Source organism: Rhizobium rhododendri, assembly GCF_007000325.2.
Classification (GTDB): Bacteria; Pseudomonadota; Alphaproteobacteria; order Rhizobiales; family Rhizobiaceae; genus Rhizobium; species Rhizobium rhododendri.
Map to the genome: position 1 here is coordinate 3,033,603 of NZ_CP117267.1, position 22,301 is coordinate 3,055,903.

Sequence of the window (22,301 nt, forward strand, 5' to 3'; positions counted from 1 at the left end):
TTCGTCGGGGTCAGCTGAGGATCCCGGCTAGTTCCCGGCTCGTCTGCTGGAGAGCGTCGAGATACTGTGCCACGACCGAGGGCATGGGCTCGTCCGACATGGGAAGGCCGGTGTTGAGCGCTGCGACGACCTGGCCACGGGCATTCTTCAGCGGCACGGCGATCGAGCGCAGCCCAATCTCGACTTCCTGGTCGACGGCGGCGTAACCCTGCGCCTTTATGCGTCCGAGCTCATCAAGGATGGCGTCCGGATCTGTCAGCGTAAACGAAGTCCTCGCCGTCAGCGGCGCGCTGGATAGCAGCGCGCGCGCCTGATCTTGCGGCAGCGTGGCGAGGAGAATGCGGCCCATCGAGGTGCAGTAGGCCGGTAGGCGCGATCCCGGCATCAGCGTGATCGACATCACCTTGCGCTCGGCGGCACGCGCCACGTAGACGATTTCGTGTTCGTCGAGGATCGCCACGGACGTACTTTGCCGGATCGTCTCGGACAGCCTGTCCAGAAAGGGCTGGACAATACGCGGTAGCGGCATCGACGCCAGGCAGCCGGTGCCGAGACGCAGCACCCTCGGGGTGACGGTGAAGTATTTTCCATCATAGGCACAATAGCCGATATCGGCCAGCGTCAGCAGGCAGCGCCGCGTGGTGGCGCGATCGAGGCCCGCCATTGCGGCCGCCTCCGAAATGCTGAGGCGCGGTGTCTCGGCCGTAAACGCTTCGATGACGCGCAGCCCCTTGGCAAGACCGCCCATCATGTCACTCGGCTTCATGTCCATCAGAGGCCCTTCGTGCGATATGGCAACAAAGTGCTTCTATCGCACAGGGTCATGATGGTCGAGATGCGGGATTTGTGATGAAGTCCAAGGCGTCAGAAATGCGCGAAGCGCGCACATCTGAGAATGATTTGTATCTTTAGTACAGGAAGATTTTACTCATTTGCGTCCCGTCATCGACACATGTCGAGAGGGAAATTGGAGCGGGTGAAGCGATTCGAACGCTCGACCCCAACCTTGGCAAGGTTGTGCTCTACCCCTGAGCTACACCCGCTCATCCCACTGGTCCGGGGGTAGTCTGTGGACCGTGGCGCCACCTTGCGGCGACGGGCGCTATATGGCCCAACCGTTTTTCAAATGCAACAGGAAATCTTTCGGCTTCGAGAAAAATTTGTCACACAGTTCGGAGCGTATGCGAAAAACCGTTCAGCAGCAGGACTTTCGCCCCAAAAGATTGCCAAAAGGCAGGCAGGGACGTATCACCGCAGCGACCCATTCTGCAGACGTTGCCAAGTGAGATCCGATGACCGAGCCGACCCCGAAAACCCGCGCCGATCTGTTCGCCTTTCTGGACGGGCTGGGCATCGCCCACACGACGCTCGATCATCCCGCCGTGTTTACCGTCGCCGAATCTGTATCGCTGCGCGACCAAATTCCCGGCGGCCATACCAAGAACCTTTTCGTAAAGGACAAGAAGGACAACTTCTTCCTTCTGACTGTCGAGGAAAATGCTGCCGTCGATCTGAAGACGGTCCACACCCTCATCGGTGCGGCCAGCAAGGTGTCGTTTGGCAAGCCGGAGAAGCTGATGGAATATCTCGGCGTCATCCCTGGTGCCGTGACGGCATTCGGCGCGATCAACGATATCGGCCACCACGTCACCTTCGTGATCGACGAGGCGCTGATGGCGGACGACATCATCAATTGCCACCCGCTGTCGAACGAGGCAACGACCTCGATCGCCACGCAGGATCTCGTGCGCTTCATGGAGGCGACAGGCCACACGCCGCTCGTCTTGAAAGTTGCGTCCTGAGATACGATTATAAACGCTATAATTTCGGTCCGGACACGCGGACAGACGGGAGACATCATGAGCGGCACAGACAATCCCTATAACGCGGCTTCGCTGGGCGGACAGATGTCGGGCTCCGTCGCCATGGGAGCCCCTGCTGCAGGCGGCTCCCACATCAAGGATACGACGACGGCGACTTTCACGCGTGACGTGATCGACGAATCCCGAAAGCAGCCGGTGCTGGTCGACTTCTGGGCGCCGTGGTGCGGTCCGTGCAAGCAGCTGACACCAGTGATCGAAAAGGTCGTCAACGAGGCTGGCGGACGCGTCAAGCTGGTGAAGATGAACATCGACGATCACCCGTCGGTCGCAGGCCAGCTCGGCATCCAGTCGATACCGGCCGTCATCGCTTTCGTCGATGGCAGGCCTGCCGATGGCTTCATGGGCGCCGTGCCGGAAAGCCAGGTGCGCGAATTCATCGACAAGATTGCCGGGCCTGCCGGCCCAGATGCAGAAGCTGCCGAAATCGCCGCCATTCTCGAGGAGGCAGCAGCCTTGCTCGCCTCGTCGGACATCCATGGTGCTGCCGAGCTCTTCGGCGCCGTCCTGCAGGCCGACCCGGAGAACCCCAAGGCGCTTGCCGGCATGGCCGAATGCATGATCGCCGCCGGCCAGAGCGAGCGGGCCCGCCAGGCGCTCACCGATCTGCCGGAGACGCTGTCGAAGGATGCAGGCATCCAGGCGGTGGTGAAAAGGCTCGACCAGATCGAGGAGGCTGCCAAGCTCGGTGACCCCTCAGCGCTCGAACAGCAGCTGGCACTGCAGCCGGACGATCACGCGGCGCGCCTCAAGCTTGCCAAGATCCGCAATGTCGAGGGCGACCGGAATGCGGCTGCCGAACACCTGCTGACCATCATGCGTCGCGACCGGACCTTCGAGGATGACGGCGCTCGCCGCGAGCTGCTGGCATTCTTCGATGTCTGGGGTCCGAAAGATCCTGCCACCATCGCTGCAAGACGCCGACTGTCTTCAATCCTGTTTTCGTAGGGCTTGCCCTGTTCTCTCAGGGCTTAGCCGATCCTCATAAAATCTGGCCCGTCACTTGCGTTTTCGGTGGCGGTTCCCACATCTTGACGAGACATCTGCTGCGCATAGGATGCATGGTGGACGCTGTAACCAGAACGGGAAACCTTTAATGCAGGTGGGCAACGCCAGATATCTGAAGCCGAGCGATCTGCCCGAATCGGTCGCGATCTTTCCGCTGACCGGGGCGCTGCTTCTTCCGGGCGGGCAGTTGCCGCTGAATGTCTTCGAACCGCGCTATCTCGCGATGTTCGACGCTGCAATATCGGGCAACAGGCTGATCGGCATGATCCAGCCGGCGCTGGGCGACGCTGCGGATAGCGGCCAGCTTGCGCATGTCGGCTGTCTCGGACGCATCACGTCCTTTGCCGAGACCGGCGATGGGCGGTACATGGTATCGCTGACGGGGATTTGCCGTTTCCGGGTCATGGACGAGATTTCCGGTCATCACCCCTACCGGACATTCCGCATCGCGCCATTCTTCGCGGATCTGAAGGCGGAAGACGAGGAAAGCAGCGTCGATCGCGCCGGCCTCCTCTCCGCATTCAAGGCCTTCCTGGAAGCCAACAAGCTCGAGGCGGACTGGGATAGCGTGGAGCGGGCCGGCAACATGACGCTGGTCAATTCGCTGTCGATGATGGCGCCGTTCGAACCTGCCGAAAAACAGGCGTTGCTCGAAGCCCCGGACCTCAAGACAAGGGCCGAGACGTTCGTCGCCATTACCGAAATCGTGCTGGCGCGCAGTTTCGGCGATTCCGACACCATCCTGCAATAGGTGCTGAGATGGTCGATACCGTCAGCAAGGTCGATACCAAGCTCCTGGACCTGCTCGTCTGCCCGCTGACGAAATCGCGGCTGAGCTATGATCGCGAGCGTAATGAACTCGTCTCCGAAAAGGCTAGGCTCGCCTATCCCATCCGCGACGGCATCCCGATTATGTTGACCTCGGAAGCCCGCCGCATCGAGGACTGATCGGTCCTCAGATCGTCTCGCCTGCAAGCAGCCGGGGATTGTGAGCGGCGCTCGTGCCGGCAGCCTGGCCGATGAAATAGGATTTCAACGCCGGCAACCTGTCGACCAGGCCGAGGCCGAAATCGCGAGCGATACGCAGCGGCGCAACGTCGTTTGAAAACAGCCTGTTCAGCACATCGGTGGTGACGCCCATCCGGAAGGTGTCGAAGCGACGCCAGGTCTGGTAGCGCTCCAGCGTGTGGATCGAGCCGATATCGATACCTAGGCGGTCCGCCTCGACGATGGTTTCCGCCAGCGCCGCCACGTCCTTGAAGCCCAGATTGAGACCCTGGCCCGAGATCGGGTGGATACCGTGCGCGGCGTCGCCGGCGAGAGCGAGACGTGGTGCCACGAAAGCGCGGGCGAGCGTCAGGCCGAGCGGGAAGGCGCGTTTGCCGCCGACCACCTTCAGCGCGCCGAGCTTGCGGCCGAAACGACGTTCCAGTTCCTCCTCGAAGATCAGGTCGTCGGCAGCGACCAGCCGGTCGGCATCGGCCGTGCGCTCCGTCCAGACCAGCGAAGAGCGATTGTTTTTGAGTGGCAGTATGGCAAACGGGCCGGAGGGCAGGAAGTGCTCCTCGGCGCAGCCATTGTGCGGACGCTCATGCTCGATGGTAGTGACGATGCCGGACTGGCCGTAATTCCAGCTGACGGTCTTGATGCCGGCCATCTCGCGCAGCTTCGATTTTACCCCGTCGCAGGCCACCAGCAGCTTGGCCTCCAGCATGCTGCCGTCGGAGAGGGTCAGAGACACGCTGCTGTCGGCAGTCTTGAAGTCGGTCGCGGAGAGGCCTTCGCGGATGGTGATGCCGAGCCTTTCGCAGGCTCCCCTGAGCGCGCCGACCATGGCGACGTTCGGCACCATGTGGGCAAAGGGTTCGCCTTCGACAACTGCACCCTCGAAGGTCAGGAAGACGGGGCGAACGGGGTCGGCGGTGCGCGAATCGGTGACGATCATCTTGGTGATCGGTTCGGCCTCGGGAAGGATGTCGTCCCAGACGCCGAAGACGGAGAGCATGCGCGAGGCTGCGGTGATGATCGCCGAGGCGCGCTGATCCTTCTTCCAGCTACCCTCAGGCGCAGCCTCAATCACCATCACATCGAGATGCGGGGCCGCCTGCTTGACAGCCACCGCTGCGGAAAGGCCCACGTAACCGCCACCTACCACCAGCATGTCCAACATTGCGCTCTCCTGCTTCCCGTGATCCACTGCCCGTCTATATAGATCAGCCTGACGTCCGTTCCTACTGCCGGAGAGCATCCATTATGTCGCGCCACCCCCATTCCGCCGCCATGGAACAATTGCTCTCGACGCTGGATCTGGAGGCCATCGAGGTCAATCTTTTCCGTGGCGTCTCTCCTGATGTCGGCTGGCAGCGGGTGTTCGGCGGCCAGGTGGTCGGCCAGGCCGTCATGGCGGCGCAGCGCACGGTGGATGCCCACCGTCACATCCACTCCCTGCACGGCTACTTCATGCGACCCGGCGATCCCTCCGTGCCGATCCTCTACCAGGTCGAACGGCTGCGTGACGGCGGCAGCTTTGCCACCCGGCGCGTGCTTGCCATCCAGCACGGCCAGGCGATCTTCTCGATGTCGGCCTCGTTCCAGATCGATGAGCCCGGCTACGATCACCAGATTGCCATGCCCGCGCGACCGGCGCCGGAAGAACTCCTCGGGGAACAGGAGATCAAGGAGAAATATCTCGCCCAGGCGCCGGCCTCGATCCGCAGGTACTGGGAACAACCGAGGCCGATCGAGATCCGGCCGGTGTCGCTGACGCATTATTTTTCCAACACCAAGCTCGATCCGCAGCAGGACGTGTGGGTGCGCGCGACCGGCCCGGTGCCGGACGACCGCCATTACCAGGCGGCCGTGCTGGCCTACCTGTCGGACATGACGCTTCTCGACGGCGCGCTGTTTGCGCACGGCACATCGATATTCGATCCCAGCCTCCAGGTGGCGAGCATCGATCACGCCATGTGGTTCCACCGTCCGTGCGCGCTGGACGATTGGCTTCTTTACACTCAGGACAGTCCGAGCGCCTCCGGAGCGCGTGGACTGGCCAGGGGAAGCCTTTTTAACCGGTCAGGCGTGCTGATTGCCTCCGTCGCCCAGGAAGGCTTGATTCGGAAAAAGGCAAATGCCTAATTAACGTGCAAAATCGTAAATTTGCCTTATATTTGCTCGCTTTCAGACGCCGAAATTGCCTCATTTTTGGGGATGTGTTTTTATCCCATTGATTTTCAACGGCTTAATGGCTGATTTGAATCTGGCACGGCCTTTGAATGTAGAAGACCAGTCGCTGCCCATTCGATGGTCGGCGTCGAGAAGGGTCGGCCTGTGCCGAGGGTAACAAAGGATGGGAACCAGATGAAAATTGTGATGGCCATTATCAAGCCGTTCAAGCTCGATGAGGTCCGTGAGGCTCTCACGGCGGTCGGCATTCAGGGCCTGACCGTGACGGAAGTGAAGGGCTACGGGCGTCAGAAGGGGCACACCGAAATCTATCGCGGCACGGAATATGCGGTCAGCTTCCTTCCGAAACTGAAAATCGAAGTCGCGGTCTCCACCGAGATCGTCGACAAGGCAGTCGAAGCCATTGCCGCATCTGCCAAGACCGGCCAGATCGGCGACGGCAAGATCTTTGTTTATTCGATTGACCATGCCGTGCGTATCCGTACCGGCGAAACCGATTCAGAAGCGCTGTAAGTCACGGCCGATCAGGGAGTTTTCCGCAATGTCTCTTTCCAAGTTGTCTTCCACGCTGACAGGGCTGGGCGTCGCTTCTGCCGCTCTGCTCGCGCCGGTGATTGCGTTCGCGCAGACGGCGACCGATGCTGCCGCAACCGCGGTTGCCGCTGCCCCGGTGCCTGACAAGGGCGATACCGCCTTCATGTTCATCTCGACGATCCTCGTCCTGTTCATGCTCGTTCCCGGCCTCGCACTTTTCTACGGCGGCCTCGTCCGCTCGAAGAACATGCTTTCCGTGCTGATGCAGTGCACCGTCATCGGCGCTACTGTCATGTTGATCTGGGTTATCTACGGTTACTCCTTCGCCTTCGGCGGCGGCACCAGCCCTTACTGGGGCGGCACGGCTAAGATGTTCCTGTCGGGCGTCAACACCACGACCACGGCGGCAACCTTCTCCAAGGGCGTCGTCATTCCTGAATTCATCTTCATGCTCTTCCAGATGACCTTCGCCGCCATCACGCCGGCGCTGATCATCGGGGCCTATGCCGAACGCATCAAGTTCTCGGCCTCGGTGCTGTTCTGCGCATTGTGGGTTACCTTCGTCTACTTCCCGATCGCCCACATGGTCTGGGACTCGAACGGCTTCCTGTTCAAGATGGGCGCCCTCGATTTCGCTGGCGGTACCGTCGTGCACATCAATGCCGGTGTTGCCGGTATCTGCGGCGCCCTGCTCATCGGCAAGCGCACAGGCTACGGCAAGGACATGATGGCTCCGCACTCCATGACATTGACCATGGTCGGCGCTTCCATGCTCTGGGTCGGCTGGTTCGGCTTCAATGCCGGCTCCAACCTTGAAGCTTCCGGCGGCGCAATGCTTGCTACCGTCAACACCTTCATCGCCACTGCCGCCGCCATCGTTTCTTGGTCGCTGGTCGAAACACTGACACGCGGCAAGGCTTCGATGCTCGGCGGCGCGTCCGGCATGGTTGCCGGTCTGGTTGCCGTTACACCGGCTGCCGGCATCGTCGGCCCGATGGGAGCCATCGTACTCGGCCTCATCGTCTCGCCGCTGTGCTACTTCTTCGTCTCTGTGGTGAAGAACAAGTTCGGCTACGACGACACGGCTGACGTGTTCGGCGTCCACTGCATCGGTGGTATCTTCGGCGCGCTGGCAACAGGCATCTTCGCCAGTGCATCGCTCGGCGGCGTCGGCTATGCCGAAGGCGTCACCATGAGCAGCCAGCTTATGGTCCAGGCGACCGCTGTCCTGACCACCATCGTCTGGTGCGGCGTTGGCTCGCTCATCCTCTACAAGGTTGTCGATGTCATCGTTGGCCTGCGCGTCACGGTCGAAGCCGAGCGCGAAGGCCTCGACCTTGCCTCGCACGGCGAAGCCGCCTACCACGCATCGTAATCCGAGAGACCGTCCTGCCGAAGCTACGTCTTCGGCAAGGCTGATCCTCCCGTCGCGTCCGATCGAAAGATAGGTCGTCTTTGGCCCGAGCCTCCGGTTCGGGCCTTTTTCGTGGAATGAGCCAGCGCGTCAAGCATGGTTAACGCCGCTTTAACCCTCGTCTGGTTAGGTGGGGCTGACGTATTGAATGATCGGCATTGCGTCGATTCGTCCGATCATCGCCAACAGACGGGCTTAAGCATTATGGGCAGAAGCAATTCGCCAGCATTGGACGGTCGTCCCGTCCGCTTCACGCTCTCGACATTCGTGATCCGGCAGATTACCGGGCTCGCCGGTTTCGTCTTGTTCTTCTTTCTGGCGCTGGCAGTTGCCGCGCTGGCGACCTGGAACGTGATGGACCCGAGCTATTCCTACGCCACCAGCAATGCGCCCACCAATATCCTCGGTGCCTACGGCGCCATCTTCGCCGATGTCGTCATGCAGGCGCTGGGGCTCTCCAGCGTCATCGTCATGTTGCCGGTCGTCGCCTGGGCCCTTGCCCTCGTCTCCGGTCGCAAGCTTCACCGCCTGCCTGCCCGCCTAGCAGCCTGGGTCGGCGGTGCAGCACTTGCCGCCGCTGCCGTCGGCTGCCTGCCGGAGCCGCTCACCTGGCCGATCCCGAACGGCATCGGCGGCGTCATCGGAGACATGATCCTGCGCTTTCCGGCCTTGTTCGTCGGCGCCTATCCAAGCGGCGTGTTCGGCGCCGTCGTTGGCACCGTCTTTGCCGTGCCTGCCATTTGGTGCATGCTGTTTGCGGCAGGCCTGATCGGTAACAGCATCGACGATTTCGACTTCGAAGAGGACGAGGAAGACGATATCCCCAGCCGCATGCGCGCCGTCGGTGACGATGCGGAGGATGACGAGCCGCGGTTTCTTGCCTTCGGCGTCGTCATTCACATGTGGTACAATGCCAAGGCGCGCCTGCGCCGGCTGTTCGGCATGGGTCCCCGCCAGCGGCGCGACCACGCCTTCGACGCCCCTTACGATTTCAACGACGACGAATTCGGTCGCCTGAACGAGCCTGCCCGCGCCAAGACAGCAGCCAGCCGCAGCGAGCGGCTCGAGCCGTCCATGGATGGCAGTCCGTCGCGCCGCGTCATCTCGGCACCCCCGATTTCCGTCGGCGACGCAGACCATGACGACGACGACAATGATGTACCGTTCGACGTCGATCCGCGCCGTCCTGCCGGCATTCTGCCCGATGACGACGACGTCATCCGCCCTATCGGCTCCCGAGCTTCGCCTTCCAACGCCGGCCACCGCGTCATTCCGCCGGCACCGCGCCCGAAACCCGGCATTCGCGCCGAGCGCGAGGCGCAGACCTCGTTCATACGTCCCCAGGGCTTCCAGCTGCCGGCCGTGCACCTGTTAGCCGAACCGAAAGCCGTGGTGCGCGATTCGACGCTGTCGGCCGATGCGCTGGAACAGAACGCCCGCATGCTCGAAGGCGTGCTGGAAGATTTCGGCGTCAAAGGCGAAATCATCCATGTCCGCCCGGGTCCCGTCGTCACGCTCTACGAGCTGGAGCCGGCGCCCGGTATCAAGTCCTCGCGCGTCATCGGCCTTGCCGACGATATCGCCCGCTCGATGAGCGCGATTGCTGCCCGTGTTGCCGTCGTCCCCGGCCGCAATGCCATCGGCATCGAATTGCCGAACAATATCCGCGAAACCGTCTATCTGCGCGAGATGATCGCGTCGCGGGATTTCGAGACCTCCAAGGCGAAGCTCGCCATGGCACTCGGCAAGACCATCGGTGGCGAACCCGTCATTGCAGACCTCGCCAAGATGCCGCATCTGCTGGTCGCCGGCACCACCGGCTCGGGCAAGTCGGTGGCGATCAACACGATGATCCTGTCGCTGCTCTACCGGATGACGCCGGAGCAGTGCCGCCTGATCATGATCGATCCGAAAATGCTCGAACTCTCCGTCTATGACGGCATCCCGCATCTGTTGTCGCCCGTCGTCACCGATCCAAAAAAGGCCGTCGTGGCGCTCAAGTGGACCGTCCGCGAGATGGAAGAGCGCTACAAGAAGATGTCGAAGATCGGCGTGCGCAATATCGACGGCTTCAATACCCGCGTCGAGCAGGCTGCTGCCAAGGGCGAGGCGATTTCGCGCACCGTGCAGACGGGCTTCGACCGGGCGACCGGCGAGGCTATGTACGAAACGGAAGAGTTCGACCTGAAGCCGCTTCCCTACATCGTCGTCATCATCGACGAGATGGCCGACCTGATGATGGTCGCCGGCAAAGATATCGAAGGCGCCGTGCAGCGCCTGGCGCAGATGGCGCGTGCCGCAGGTATCCACGTCATCATGGCAACGCAGCGTCCCTCCGTCGATGTCATCACCGGCACGATCAAGGCAAACTTCCCGACGCGCATTTCCTTCCAGGTGACTTCGAAGATCGACAGCCGCACCATCCTCGGCGAACAGGGTGCCGAACAGCTGCTCGGCATGGGCGACATGCTCTACATGGCCGGCGGCGGTCGCATACAGCGCGTTCACGGCCCCTTCGTTGCCGATGGCGAGGTCGAGGACATCGTCGCCTATCTGAAGACGCAGGGCTCGCCGCAATATCTCGACGCCATCACCGCAGACAGCGATGAGGACGACGAGGATGGCGACGGTCCAGTCGGCACCGGTAACCTGTCGGATTCGGACGATCCCTACGACCAGGCCGTGGCTGTGGTACTGCGCGACGGCAAGGCCTCGACATCCTATGTCCAGCGCCGTCTCGGCATCGGCTATAACCGCGCCGCCTCGCTGATCGAGCGGATGGAGCAGGAAGGCATCATCGGCCCGGCCAACCATGCCGGAAAGCGCGAGATCCTGGTGCCGACGGAAGCCGATATCCTCGACCGCTAGCAAGTATCGTCGGGTTGTCCGGCTGGGGCTACTAAGGCTCTCGGCAAATTGACCGTGCGCCCTATGTATGTCGCCGAAAAGGTCATGAAGCCGCCGGTTTTCAGCGCCATAGAGATCGGCAAAGGAGATTTTAATGAAAAAGACTGAAGTCGGCGCCGTCGCACGCAGCCCGTTGCAGCTGACGCGCCGCCATTTCATCGGCGCCTGCGCTGTCGGACTCGTGGCTGCCGCCTTGCCGTTCAACGCCTTCGCCCAGGCAACCTCCAATGCGCCGCCGCCGGCGCTGGCCCAGGCCATTGCCGACCACTTCTCCGCAACCAAGACCATGCAGGGCTCGTTCGTGCAGTTCGGTCCGCGTGGCGACCAGACCGGCGGCCGGTTCTTTATCGAGCGGCCGGGCAAGATGCGCTTCAACTACGACGATCCATCGCCGATGCGGGTAATCTCCGACGGTTACAATGTCGTGGTCGGCAATTCGCAGCTGAAGACCTGGAACACCTATCCGCTGTCAAAGACGCCGTTGACGCTGCTGCTCGCCAGCAAGATCGACCTTTCGGCCGACATGGTGCGCAGCGTCAAGGTTGAACCGACGCTTACCACCATCGTGCTCGGCAGCCGGACGATCTTCGGCGATTCGACCATCACCATGATGTTCGATTCCAAGACCTACGATCTGCGCCAGTGGACGGTGACAGACAACCAGGGCAAGGACACGTCGGTCGTTATCAGCAACGTCAAGACCAACGTTGCCTTCGACGAAAGCGTGTTCAAGATTCCGAGCGACACCAGCGCCCGCCACTGAACCTTTTCATCTTCTCTGTCGGGGCGGTCGCGGCGAGCGGCCGCCCTTTGTTTTTCGCCGTTCTGGCAGTTTCCTTTCATTGCTGCTCGGTCTAAGCCATGGCCATCCATTCAAGAGGCATGGCATGAGCTTTTCGATCACCACGTGGAATATCAATTCGGTGCGGCTGCGCATGCCGATCATCGAAAAGCTGGTGATGCAGCAGCAGCCGGACATTCTTTGCCTTCAGGAAACCAAGGTCATCAACGATCTCTTCCCGTTGGCGCCGCTGCGCGCCATGGGCTACGAGCACATCATCATCCACGGCCAGAAGGGCTATCACGGCGTTGCCATCGCCTCGCGCATCCCGCTCGTCGAGGATCATCGCCAAGATTTCTGCGGCGTCGGCGATGCCCGGCATATCTCGGCGATTTTCGAGCGTGGCGGCCGTCGGGTGCGGCTGCATAATTTCTACGTGCCGGCCGGCGGCGACGAGCCGGACCGGACGATCAACCCGAAATTCGGTCACAAGCTCGATTTCATCGAGGAGATGAAGCAGCTGCATGCCAATGCCGAGCCCGACACCTCTGCCATCCTCGTCGGCGATCTCAACATCGCGCCGCTCGAGAACGATGTCTGGTCGCACAAGCAGCTGCTGAAGATCGTCAGCCATACGCCCGTCGAGACGGAAGGCCTGCTGGAGGTGATCAGGGGTGGAGCCTGGGTTGATCTCATGCGCCAGACGGTGCCGGCCAGCGAAAAGCTCTACACCTGGTGGAGCTACCGCGCCAAGGACTGGGAGGAGGCCAATCGCGGTCGCCGCCTCGACCATATCTGGGGATCGGCCGATCTCGGGCCCCTGCTACAGCGCATCGACATCCTCAAAGAGGCGCGCGGCTGGGACAGGCCATCCGATCACGTGCCGGTGACGGCGCATTTCGATCTCTGAGCCGTCCTTATGAAAAGCGGTCGAGCATCGCGACCGCCTGATTGACCATGATATTGAAATTGTCGCGCACCCGGCGTTCGATAAGCTGCGCTGCCTCGGGATATTCCTCGATCAGCCGGTGAAACAGCGCCCGGGTGATGCGAACGACGGTCGAATCCTCAAGCGCGATGGCCGTGTATTTGCGCTCGACCAGCGTTACCAGCGCCAGCTCGGACAACAGCGTGCCCGCCTCTACGAGAGCTTCGACCCGCGATGCGCCTTTTCCATCCTGCGTCGTCAGTTCGAAACGGCCGCTGGCCACCACATAGGCGCATTCGGCCGGCGACCGCTCGCGAAACAGGGTCTGGCCGGCAGCGATGTGCCGCCGATCGGCCCCGAAGGCGATCAGCCGCAGTTGATCCTCGCCCATGCCCTGGAAAAGCGGCAGTTGCGAAAACAGCTGGATATCGTCACTGAGGGCCATCGGAAACGCCTTACGGGATGATCTTGTAGCCGCCGTTTTCCGTTACCAGAATTTCGGCATTCGATGGATCACGCTCGATCTTCTGGCGCAGGCGGTAGACGTGGGTTTCCAGCGTGTGGGTGGTGACGCCGGAATTGTAGCCCCAGACTTCTTCGAGCAGGATATCGCGGGTGACGACCTTCTGCTCGGCGCGGTAGAGATAGCGGATAATTGCCGCTTCCTTCTCGGTCAGGCGGATCTTCTGCCCGTCTTCCGTGGTCAGCAGCTTCTGGCTCGGCTTGAACAGATAGCGGCCGACGGTGAAGGTCGCATCTTCGCTCTGCTCGTGCTGGCGCAACTGCGCACGGACACGGGCGAGAAGCACGGCGAAGCGGAACGGCTTGGTAACGTAATCGTTGGCGCCGGCTTCTAGACCCAGGATCGTGTCCGAGTCCGTGTCGTGGCCGGTCAGCATGATGATCGGTGGCTTGAAGCCGCCCTTGCGCAGCAGCTTGACGGCCTCGCGGCCATCCATATCCGGCAAGCCGACATCCATGATCAGCAGGTCGATGGCTGTGGCGCGGGCTGTAGCTATGCCCTTGCCGGCATTGGCTTCCTGCAGGACAGTGAATTCCTCGTAAAGCGACAATTGTTCGACCAGCATCTCGCGCAGATCGGTGTCATCGTCCACCAGTAGAATGGTGCGTGCGGTCATACGGCTCTCGTCCTTGTGTGGTTCGATCCGATTAAAGGCTTACGCCAAATTGCGTTTTTGGCAAGCGAAGGCACGCTTGCCGCTTGGTCGTCCCCTTGAAACTGCTAGAGTTTCATCAACAGATCGACCGGGCGAGAGAGAACACTTGAGAAAGATGGGTAAAGCAAGGCAGCAGCCAGCCACACGCAGCACGATCATCACCGTTCGCCCTGCGCCGGGAAACCGCAGCCGCGCGCTTGTCGCCTTCGACGGGGTCGTCGTGCCGGCCGCAATCGGACGAAACGGCAGGACCGTGCGCAAGCGCGAGGGTGATGGCGCAACGCCGATCGCGTCGATGCGACTTATCTCGGGCTTCGCGCGAGGCGACCGCGTCATGATGCCGGCGACGATGCTTGCCATGCGCCGTATCCGGCCAGGCATGCTGTGGTGCGACGATCCAGGCCACGCCAGCTACAACACGCTGGTCAAGGCACCCTTTCGCGCCGGTCACGAGGAGATGATGCGCGGTGACGGGGTGTATGACATCTGCCTCGTGCTCGACTGGAATATTTCAGTGCGGCAGCGCAATCGCGGCTCGGCGATCTTCTTTCACCTGATCCGCCCGGGTTTCGAGCCGACAGCCGGCTGTATTGCCGTCAGCCTGCCACACATGCGCCGCTTGCTCTCCCATGTCGGCAAGGACAGCGTCGTGCGCGTGCTTTAGCCACCGCTCTCAGGGAGGGGTGATAAACGTCGGACGCGACCTATATGAAAGGCGTCGGCCTTTGAGCCGGCGGGGCTAGGCGCCGGACCGCAGTCGGTTCGCGCCGCCCCGCATTCCGATTGAACATCATTTCCGGAGAGACAGTGTGACCGATCAAACCAGCATCACGTTTAACGACGGCCGTTCCATTCCCCAGGTCGGGCTCGGCGTCTGGCAGACGCCGAACGAGACAGCCGCACCGGCCGTGCGCGCCGCGATCGAGGCCGGCTACCGTCATATCGACACCGCCGCCATCTATGGCAACGAAGAGGGCGTCGGCGAGGGCATCCGCTCCTCCGGTGTCGACCGCAAGGATATCTTCCTCACCACCAAGCTCTGGAACGACGCACAGGGCTTCGACAGCACGTTGAAGGCCTTCGACGAGAGCCTGAAGCGCCTCGGCACCGACTATGTCGACCTCTACCTCATCCATTGGCCGGCACCATCCAAGGACCGGTATCTCGACACCTGGAAGGCGTTCGTCCAGCTGCACAGCGAAGGCCGGGCAAAGTCGATCGGCGTCTCCAACTTCGCTGCCGAACACCTGAACCGCATCATCGGCGAGACCGGTGTTACGCCTGTTCTCAACCAGATCGAACTGCATCCGGATTTCCAGCAGCGGGCGCTGCGCGAGACCCATGAGGCACTCGGCATCAAGACCCAGTCCTGGAGCCCGCTCGGCCAGGGCAAGCTGCTCGATAACGCCGTGATCGGAAAGATCGCCGGCAAGTACGGTCGCACGCCGGCGCAGGTGATCATCCGCTGGCACATCGACGCTGGCCTGATCGTCATTCCGAAGTCGGTCACCCCGAGCCGCATTGCCGAAAACTTCAAGGTATTCGACTTCAAGCTCGATGCCGATGACCTGAAGCAGATCGACACGCTCGACACCCCCGGCGGCCGCATCGGTCCGGATCCAGTCACCGCGACGTTCTGATCTCGCCTTCGCGCAAAATTTCCCGCTCCCGTCTGGCCTGCCGGCCGGGAGTGGGATAGGCATCTGGCATCGAACCCGTGACCCCGAGGGCCGCCCTTGAGCTTCCTGCATGATGCCTGGTCGTCGATCCAGCCTTTCCTTCACGAATACGGCCTGCTGACGCTCTTCCTGATCATCTACTTCGAATCGCTCGGCGCACCGCTTCCCGGCGAGAGCGCCCTCGTCAGCGCTTCGCTGCTCGCATCCCGAGGCGAGTTGAACATCGTCAGCGTCTTTTTTGTCGTCTGGGTCGCGGCCGTCGCCGGCGATTTCACCGGCTACCTGATCGGCCATTATGGCGGAAGGCCGCTACTGGAAAAGTATGGCTGGATGGTGCGCCTGACACCGGAAAGGCTGCACAAGTTCGAGGAGATCTTTCGGGTTCGCGGTCCGATCATCGTCGTCACCGCGCGTTTCTTCATTCTCCTGCGGCAGCTCAACGGCCTGATCGCTGGCTCGATGGGCATGCCATGGGCCCGCTTCCTCATTGCCAACATCATCGGCGCCGCACTCTGGACCGCCGTGTGGGGCCTCGGCCCATACTTCTTCGGCGACTTCGTAGGACGAGGATTTACAGCACTGCGCTCGCTGTTCTGATGGGGGTACTCCTCTCACTCTGGCAATCAGGATGGGCCGGTCTCAGTCGGATCCAGCGTCCCTTATCCTTGCACCCGCGAAGGCTGAAGGATGCGGGTTTGCTTGATTGCGGCGGGTTACGCGGATATGCAGGCAGGCACATCGTTTGTCTCAAATGTGCCAGGATAGAGCCATGAAGCCCATTTTCGTTCAGCTGCAATGCGCCCCCGGCAAGACCTACGAGGTCGCCGATGCCATCTACCAGACGGAGCTCGTTTCCGAGCTCTATTCGACCAGCGGCGACTACGACCTCCTGATGAAGGTCTATGTCGGCGAGGACCAGGACATCGGCAAATTCATCAACGACACCATCGCCAATATCCCGGGCATCGTCCGCTCGCTGACGACGCTGACCTTCCGGGCCTTCTGACGACGCGCCGCCCACAATCCGGCCATACCAAGCATACCTTGCCTCAGGGTCGCATTAACCCTTTCCCGCCGTATCCGCCGGCGACCGAGGCAATTTAGCGCTTCCTTAACTGGCGCAATGATTTGCTGACCCGAGACAGACACGACGCGTGTCAAGCCGGAGATCGAACTTTGGCGCGAGGGTGGACCGATGACATTGGCGCAGGCTCATGGCCGCGATTTCAAAATTCCGGACGAACGACGACCCCTGATCGTCCATGTGGTGCGCGAGTTGCTGCCTGACGGCGAGGGCACGGACGCCGTCGCCATGCTCTGCCGCCAGCTATCGCGCCGCTACCGTATCCGCGTCGTCACCTGCGAGAACCCGGCTTCCGGAATCGCCGGCAACCGGCCAGCGCGGGACACGATAGACGGTCTCGAGATCGTGCGGATTACCGGTCCCGGCAACAGCGTCTATCCTGCGGCGCTCGAGGTCTTCAGGCATATCGCTGATGCCGACCTGGTCCATGTCCACGGGGTCGACTTCTGCTTCGATGCTCTGGCCTGGGGCAGGTTTCTACATCGGCGACCGCTTATCGCGACCATCAGCTGCAACGTCCGGCACGCAAGCCGACACGAAGAGATGAAGAAGCTGTGGTTCAGCCTCGTGACGCGCCGCTCCTGCAAGGCCTATAGTCGCATTGCCTGCAGCAGCGAGCCGGACCACCGGCTTTTCGACACCATCGTTGGCAACCGCGCGACGTCGATCGGCAGCGGCGCCGACGTCGCGAAGTTCGCCAACTGCGCCGCTCTCGATGCCCGTCGCCGGATCGTCACCATCGGCGGGCTGTCGTCGGAAGCCCGGCTCGACCGGCTGCTCGATGTGATGCAGGTGCTCGCCCCGCGCCATCCAGACTGGCATCTCGACATTATCGGCACGCCCTCCGGTCTTGATGGCCAGTCGCTCAACGCTGACATCCGGTCGCGTGGCCTGTCGCGGCATGTCTCGCTGCAAGCCTCGGACGACCATTGTACCATCCGAAACACGATGGCCCGCGCCTCGCTTTTTGCATCGGCCTCGGATAGCGCCGGCTCGAGGCTTGCCGTCATCGAGGCCATGAGCGCCGGCCTGCTGCCCGTGCTCAACAGCAACGACACCTTCCGGGCGCTCGCCACAGCCCATCCGGTCCTGATGCTAACCGATTTTTCCGGGGCGCAACGGTCGGCAAAGGCCCTCGAAGCCGCCTTTGCGCGCCTTGTAGCGCAGGGAACAGGCATTCGCGAAGAACTGCTCGGCATCGCCCGCAGCTATGCCTGGGACAAGGTCGCCGAGCGCTATGGTGCGCTGTATGACAACGTGCTGCCAGACCTTGAACGTGTGCCGATATGCGTTTACGGCGAACTCGCCTGACGCACGATAGCTACGCCGGCGCCGCTCTCTACGTCAGATCGAGACGATATGCCGGCTGCTGATCGTGCCGATCTGCACGGCCGGCGGTCTATCGACCACGCCGGCATCCCTCGGGATGAGCTTGACGCGACGTGGCGCCCCTGGCGCGAGGTGAAACCAGTCGTCCTCGGCCCTGAAACCCTCCGCCTCGATATGGACGGACTGGGCGAACCGCTCGCATTCGAGATCGACGAACCATGCGCCATCCTCAAAGACAACCGCCGCAACGATACCGGGCGCGTGAAAGGCCCTAGCCCTGCCGAGCGGGAAGTGAAAGGCCTCCGCCTGGATCGCGCCTGGTATCTTCGGGTCCGATACCAGCGACCGCAGGCGGGCAACGGTGACATCGTGCGACGGCGGTCCGAAACGAAAGGCATAGGTGGTGTCGAAGAAGGCACCGAACAGATTGGTGCAGGCGATCTCCTGGCTGGAACGGGCATCGAGCGTCAACTCGCGCCGGCCGCTGACGACAACCTGGCGGCCGTCGCGCAGGGCGGAAACCTCGAGTTCCAGCGCAAGCGGCGCAGCAGTCTCGTTGATGACATGCACGGTAAGCCCGTTGGTGCCCTCGTCGGTCATCAGCACCTGCACCGGCCGGAACGCACGGCGCATCGCATACCAGACCGGCTTTGGCTCGCCTGTCGCATCGATCACCCCCCAGCCGGGGCCGGGCAGGAGGTCCTGCAGCGTCCAGACCAGCGCGCCACTGCAGCTCGAGCCCGTGCGCCGCCACTCGCCATAGGTCGCCTCCACCACCTCGCCGGTGGTGGCGCGCGAAAGGTCGAGATAGAGATTGGGGTCCTCGCGGCGCAATCGGGCCGGATCGAAACCGTAGAGTTCCTGCAGATAGTGATCGCGGACATCCTCGAAATCCCAGGAAGCGCTGCGGTCGCGCGGTACACGGGCCTTCCATTGCGGGCTGTGGACGGCGGGAGCGGGCAGATGCGCATCGAGCGTGCGTTGCTGCGGCACATTGGCGAAGGCGAGGCTTTCGGCTGCGAAACGGACATGGGCGCGACGGGCATCGTCGAGCGGCCTGAGATAGGCGCCGACGCCATAGTAATGGGTCACGCCTGTATCGGGCGAGAACGGCATGGCGCCACCGACGGGGGAGTTGGCGACATAGGGCACGTCCGGGCGCCTTGCCTCGGCGACGGCCGGCAGGATCTCCTCCGTTACCGGGTTCATCCAGAACCGCTGCGGCAGTCCCATCATCGCCGCCTGCTGGTACATTTCACTGCCGCCGCAGATGACGGCCAGCGACGGCGACAAGCTGATGGCGTCGAGAAATCCGGCGGCCTCCCTCTCGACATGCGCATGAAATGTCTTGTCGGTTTTCGGATAATCGAAATTGGCGAACATCATGTCCTGCCAGACAAGAATCCCGAGCTCGTCGCAAAGCCCGAAGAACTCCGGCGTCTCATAGACCATCGTGCCGCCGATCCGCACCATGTTCATGCCGGCCTCTGCCGCCAGCCGCAGCCACGGCTCATAGGCGGCACGGTCGCCGGGCAGCCGGACGATATCGGCGCTAGTCCAGACCGCACCCCGGCAAAAAATGCGCTCGCCATTGACGACGAGGGCGAAATCCCGGCCATCGGCACCGCGATCGACTTCGATGCGGCGAAATCCGGTGCGGCCGGCGGTGTGGACCACACCGTCGATGACGAGGGCCACATCGTGGAGATCAGGCCTCCCATGGCTATTCGGCCACCACGGACGGACGGCGGGGATCGTCAGCGTCGCCGCCCAATGGCCTTTGCCATCGCTTTCAAGGTTTTGCTCGGCCCCGGCGCAGGAAAGTACGATGGCGCTGACCTTACCCTCCACCGACAGGGAAACATGCAGCCGCCCCTCGCCGCTCTCGCTGAGTTCAGGTCGCAGGACGAGATCGCGGATAGCGACGGGCCCCGGCCGCAGCAGCGATATCGGCCGCCAGGGGCCGACGGCATGAATCTCGGGGCACCAGCCCGGCATATGGCCGAGCAGCGTCGTGCGGACCATGCGCAGCCCCTGCGGCACGATCATCTGTGGCCGCCAGCGGGCGCGTGGACCGGGCTCTGCAAGCCTTGGCGCCAGCGCCCGAAAACATAAGCCCAGCTCGTCGCCGCCGAGCAAGGTGACCGGCAGGTCATGGCTTTCGAACATGCTCTCGCTGGGCAGAAGCATGACGCCGTTGAGGAAGACCTCGCAGAGTGTCGCAAGACCGGCAAGGCGTAGCACGGCATCGCCAGGCGCTGCGTCGACCAGCCGGCAGAAATACCAAGCATCACGATCGTTCAGTGGTTCCGGATGCTCGCGGTCGAAGAGGCCCGCCTTCTCCAGCGCTTCTGCGACGGTGCCGGGCACCGTGGCCGGGATGAAGGCTGCACCCAACGACACGTCGGCGGGCGTCTGCCATTCGCCGGGAGCGGTGAGGACAAGGGTCCAGCCCTCGCCCAGCAGCGTCTCCTCAGCGCCGATGCCTGCCAAACGCCCCTCGATTGCCATTGCCCGTTTCAGACCTGTCGTTCCAGAAGCCCGACCATGGCATCCCATGCATCCGCCACCGGATCAAGCGCCGTCTGCAGCGGCTCGAATTTCCGCCGCGTCACCGCCCGGGCGATCTGGAACTGCACCGATTTTGCAGCCTCGGATAGCCGCCGGGCTTGCGCACTTGCAGCCGCGAATTCCGGCGACATCCAGTCGAGATGGCTGCCGCCGAGTTCGAAATTTGCGCCAACCTGACGCAGCGTGTTGAAAGCATATTTGTGGAACACGCCGAACGGCCTCTCGGAAATCGCCTCGACCTGGGCGGCAAACACCGTCGCAAAGGCGCGGATCGGGTTGTCGCGCGGGCGCCGGGCAAAATGGGCTCCCAGCAGGCGACGGGCCGTCCGGCGGATTTCAGCTTCGGCCGGCGGCTGCAGCGGCAATTTAGCGAATTCCGTATAGGGCAGGAACGGCGGCGCACCTTCCGGCAGGTGTCGCTGGAAAACGCCATAGAAGTCCTCGCCGGAGAGCCGGAAAAAGCCGCCATTGTGGAAATAATCGAGTTCGCGGGCAACCGGGTCTAGCCTGTTGATCGCCACCGTCGTCTTGCCGTGCTCGGTACGGTAGGCGACGCCTTGCGTATCCGGCATATAGAACGAATCCATCTCGACGAGGCAAAGCCGCCCGCGCGCGATCTGCACCGCCAGATGCCGTTCGACGTCGTCGTAGATGGCAAGTTCGGTGCAGCGGATGCCATAGAGCGCCTCGAGGTCCTCCAGCGGCACCTTGAAGAAGGTGAACTGGTCGCCCTCGAAATCCTGCCCCATGGTGAAGCCGAGCATCGCCTCTGGCGGCAGGCCGAGCGTGTTCAGCACCTCGATCCACAGATCGATATAGCAGTTGGTTTCCGGCCACATCCGTTCGCTGTCGTGCAGCCGGTGGCGGGAATAGCCGGCAGGATCGAGCCCGGGAAATACTGACGGCATCCCGGCGATCAGCCCCACAGGACGTCGCGCACCGGCGCCGGCCAGGCTTTTACGTCGAGCCCGTGATGGTGGAACAGCGCCAGCGCAATCCGCTCGAGCCCGAAGCCGACGCAGGCCGTATGCGCGACCTTGCCGTCGGCAAGGTTGAGGCCCCATTTGGTGCCGAACGAATCCTGGTGATAGTTGAAGCTCATGCAGGCCGTCGGATTGGCGGTCGAGGTGATCGGGATCAGCAATTCGAACTTCAGGTTCTGGTCGCGCTGGTTGTTGACCATCATTTTGCCTGCGCGGCCGAAGAACGGGTCATTGGCGACATCGATGACGACCTCGAGACCGACCGACTTCATCATCTCGACGCCACGATCCATCCAGCTCTGGCGGAAATCCGTGACATGCTGCTCGGTGCCCATGCAGACATATTCGCGCATGCGAAAAAGCTGCTGGCGGGCGGGATCCTGTGACGGTTCATGGCGGAAGCAATAGGACTGCAGGTCGAACAGCGCGCCCTTCGCCGGCAGGTTGCCGCGCCGGGCCACCGTCGGATAGAGCGGATAGCAGGCGGCGGGCGTCAGCACGATCTCGGTTGCTTCCTGACCCTTGGTCCAGTCGTCGCCAACCTCCATGCACTTTAGCAGGTTCATATGGTCCATCTCGCCGCCGCAGAAGCTGTGGACCGTGCCGGCCAGCTGCGGAAAGCTCTTCATGTAGCCGCTCTTTTCAAAGATCGCGCGGTTCATGCCGGGCGGGAAGCGCATCGCCTCCGCACCGTCGTCACCGCCGAACCTGTCGATCAACCGCTCGAAGGCAGCGATGACGTCTTCAAACTGGCCGCTGCGGCCATAGAGGCCATCGACACCGGTGTCGATCAGGAGGCCTGATTCGAAGAGCCGATCGAGAAAAGAAACCTGCATGTCCAT

At 62.3% G+C, this 22,301-nt stretch carries 22 protein-coding genes and 1 tRNA gene; 15 read left to right on the forward strand and 8 right to left on the reverse strand.

Going from position 1 to position 22,301, the window contains the following annotated elements; translation table 11 throughout:
• Positions 1-10 precede the first annotated feature (10 nt).
• Together PR018_RS14755 and PR018_RS14760 are read right to left on the reverse strand one after the other, a co-directional pair.
• Positions 11-772, reverse strand: coding sequence for an IclR family transcriptional regulator domain-containing protein (locus PR018_RS14755; protein WP_142824644.1), 762 nt, complete (start codon positions 770-772; stop codon positions 11-13).
• A gap of 196 nt (positions 773-968) precedes the next feature.
• Positions 969-1,043, reverse strand: a tRNA-Gly gene (locus PR018_RS14760).
• A 249-nt stretch (positions 1,044-1,292) separates the two neighbouring features.
• Here PR018_RS14760 and PR018_RS14765 point away from each other — a divergent pair.
• The 4 genes from PR018_RS14765 (at position 1,293) to PR018_RS14780 (ending at position 3,836) form a co-directional block, all read left to right on the forward strand.
• On the forward strand, positions 1,293-1,802 hold the full coding sequence (locus PR018_RS14765; RefSeq protein WP_142824643.1) for a prolyl-tRNA synthetase associated domain-containing protein: 510 nt from the start codon (positions 1,293-1,295) through the stop codon (positions 1,800-1,802).
• A 57-nt stretch (positions 1,803-1,859) separates the two neighbouring features.
• Positions 1,860-2,828, forward strand: a complete 969-nt coding sequence (trxA, locus tag PR018_RS14770; protein ID WP_142824642.1) for a thioredoxin — start codon at positions 1,860-1,862, stop codon at positions 2,826-2,828.
• A 148-nt stretch (positions 2,829-2,976) separates the two neighbouring features.
• Entirely contained in the window at positions 2,977-3,639 is a 663-nt protein-coding gene (locus PR018_RS14775) for an LON peptidase substrate-binding domain-containing protein (RefSeq protein ID WP_142824641.1), read from the forward strand.
• Between the two features lie 8 nt (positions 3,640-3,647).
• Positions 3,648-3,836: a Trm112 family protein gene (locus tag PR018_RS14780; protein WP_111219606.1), complete on the forward strand. Its 189-nt coding sequence runs from the start codon at positions 3,648-3,650 to the stop codon at positions 3,834-3,836.
• 7 nt (positions 3,837-3,843) lie between these two features.
• Here the strand turns inward: PR018_RS14780 and PR018_RS14785 are convergent, their stop codons facing one another.
• On the reverse strand, positions 3,844-5,136 hold the full coding sequence (locus PR018_RS14785; RefSeq protein ID WP_257625649.1) for a ubiquinone biosynthesis hydroxylase: 1,293 nt from the start codon (positions 5,134-5,136) through the stop codon (positions 3,844-3,846).
• 5 nt (positions 5,137-5,141) lie between these two features.
• Here PR018_RS14785 and tesB point away from each other — a divergent pair, with 5 nt between their 5' ends.
• The 6 genes from tesB to PR018_RS14815 all read left to right on the forward strand — a co-directional run bounded on the left by tesB (position 5,142) and on the right by PR018_RS14815 (position 12,617).
• Entirely contained in the window at positions 5,142-6,023 is an 882-nt protein-coding gene (gene tesB, locus PR018_RS14790) for an acyl-CoA thioesterase II (RefSeq protein WP_142824639.1), read from the forward strand.
• Between the two features lie 222 nt (positions 6,024-6,245).
• Positions 6,246-6,584, forward strand: a complete 339-nt coding sequence (locus PR018_RS14795; RefSeq protein ID WP_111220017.1) for a P-II family nitrogen regulator — start codon at positions 6,246-6,248, stop codon at positions 6,582-6,584.
• A 28-nt stretch (positions 6,585-6,612) separates the two neighbouring features.
• The gene (locus PR018_RS14800) at positions 6,613-7,980 is read left to right on the forward strand and encodes an ammonium transporter (protein ID WP_142824638.1); all 1,368 of its coding nucleotides are present in this window, start codon (positions 6,613-6,615) and stop codon (positions 7,978-7,980) included.
• 243 nt (positions 7,981-8,223) lie between these two features.
• Positions 8,224-10,887, forward strand: coding sequence for an FtsK/SpoIIIE family DNA translocase (locus PR018_RS14805; RefSeq protein ID WP_142824637.1), 2,664 nt, complete (start codon positions 8,224-8,226; stop codon positions 10,885-10,887).
• Between the two features lie 133 nt (positions 10,888-11,020).
• Positions 11,021-11,689, forward strand: a complete 669-nt coding sequence (locus tag PR018_RS14810; protein WP_142824636.1) for an outer membrane lipoprotein carrier protein LolA — start codon at positions 11,021-11,023, stop codon at positions 11,687-11,689.
• A 124-nt stretch (positions 11,690-11,813) separates the two neighbouring features.
• Positions 11,814-12,617: an exodeoxyribonuclease III gene (locus tag PR018_RS14815; protein ID WP_142824635.1), complete on the forward strand. Its 804-nt coding sequence runs from the start codon at positions 11,814-11,816 to the stop codon at positions 12,615-12,617.
• A gap of 7 nt (positions 12,618-12,624) precedes the next feature.
• Here PR018_RS14815 and PR018_RS14820 read toward each other — a convergent pair whose 3' ends face one another.
• Both PR018_RS14820 and PR018_RS14825 read right to left on the reverse strand, forming a co-directional pair.
• Complete coding sequence (locus tag PR018_RS14820; RefSeq protein ID WP_111219592.1) at positions 12,625-13,080, reverse strand: cyclic nucleotide-binding domain-containing protein; 456 nt, start codon at positions 13,078-13,080, stop codon at positions 12,625-12,627.
• Positions 13,081-13,090: 10 nt separating this feature from the next.
• Entirely contained in the window at positions 13,091-13,774 is a 684-nt protein-coding gene (locus PR018_RS14825) for a response regulator transcription factor (RefSeq protein ID WP_142824634.1), read from the reverse strand.
• 154 nt (positions 13,775-13,928) lie between these two features.
• Between PR018_RS14825 and PR018_RS14830 the strand changes: the two genes are divergently transcribed.
• The 5 genes from PR018_RS14830 (at position 13,929) to PR018_RS14850 (ending at position 17,887) form a co-directional block, all read left to right on the forward strand.
• Entirely contained in the window at positions 13,929-14,477 is a 549-nt protein-coding gene (locus PR018_RS14830; RefSeq protein ID WP_142824857.1) for a L,D-transpeptidase family protein, read from the forward strand.
• Positions 14,478-14,622: 145 nt separating this feature from the next.
• Positions 14,623-15,453: an aldo/keto reductase gene (locus PR018_RS14835; protein WP_142824633.1), complete on the forward strand. Its 831-nt coding sequence runs from the start codon at positions 14,623-14,625 to the stop codon at positions 15,451-15,453.
• Between the two features lie 96 nt (positions 15,454-15,549).
• Positions 15,550-16,089 (forward strand): DedA family protein, encoded by a 540-nt coding sequence (locus PR018_RS14840; protein WP_142824632.1) that lies wholly within the window; start codon positions 15,550-15,552, stop codon positions 16,087-16,089.
• Positions 16,090-16,261: 172 nt separating this feature from the next.
• Positions 16,262-16,498: an Lrp/AsnC ligand binding domain-containing protein gene (locus PR018_RS14845; RefSeq protein WP_111219583.1), complete on the forward strand. Its 237-nt coding sequence runs from the start codon at positions 16,262-16,264 to the stop codon at positions 16,496-16,498.
• Between the two features lie 189 nt (positions 16,499-16,687).
• Entirely contained in the window at positions 16,688-17,887 is a 1,200-nt protein-coding gene (locus PR018_RS14850; protein ID WP_142828775.1) for a glycosyltransferase family 4 protein, read from the forward strand.
• Between the two features lie 33 nt (positions 17,888-17,920).
• Here the strand turns inward: PR018_RS14850 and PR018_RS14855 are convergent, their stop codons facing one another.
• Genes PR018_RS14855 through PR018_RS14865 form a run of 3 tightly spaced genes read right to left on the reverse strand, consistent with a single transcriptional unit; the run spans position 17,921 to position 22,301 of the window.
• Positions 17,921-20,410 (reverse strand): glycoside hydrolase family 2 protein, encoded by a 2,490-nt coding sequence (locus PR018_RS14855; RefSeq protein ID WP_142824856.1) that lies wholly within the window; start codon positions 20,408-20,410, stop codon positions 17,921-17,923.
• 14 nt (positions 20,411-20,424) lie between these two features.
• Positions 20,425-21,384, reverse strand: a complete 960-nt coding sequence (locus PR018_RS14860) for a DUF1839 family protein (protein WP_202617165.1) — start codon at positions 21,382-21,384, stop codon at positions 20,425-20,427.
• An 8-nt stretch (positions 21,385-21,392) separates the two neighbouring features.
• Positions 21,393-22,301, reverse strand: coding sequence for an amino acid--[acyl-carrier-protein] ligase (locus tag PR018_RS14865; RefSeq protein ID WP_142824629.1), 909 nt, complete (start codon positions 22,299-22,301; stop codon positions 21,393-21,395).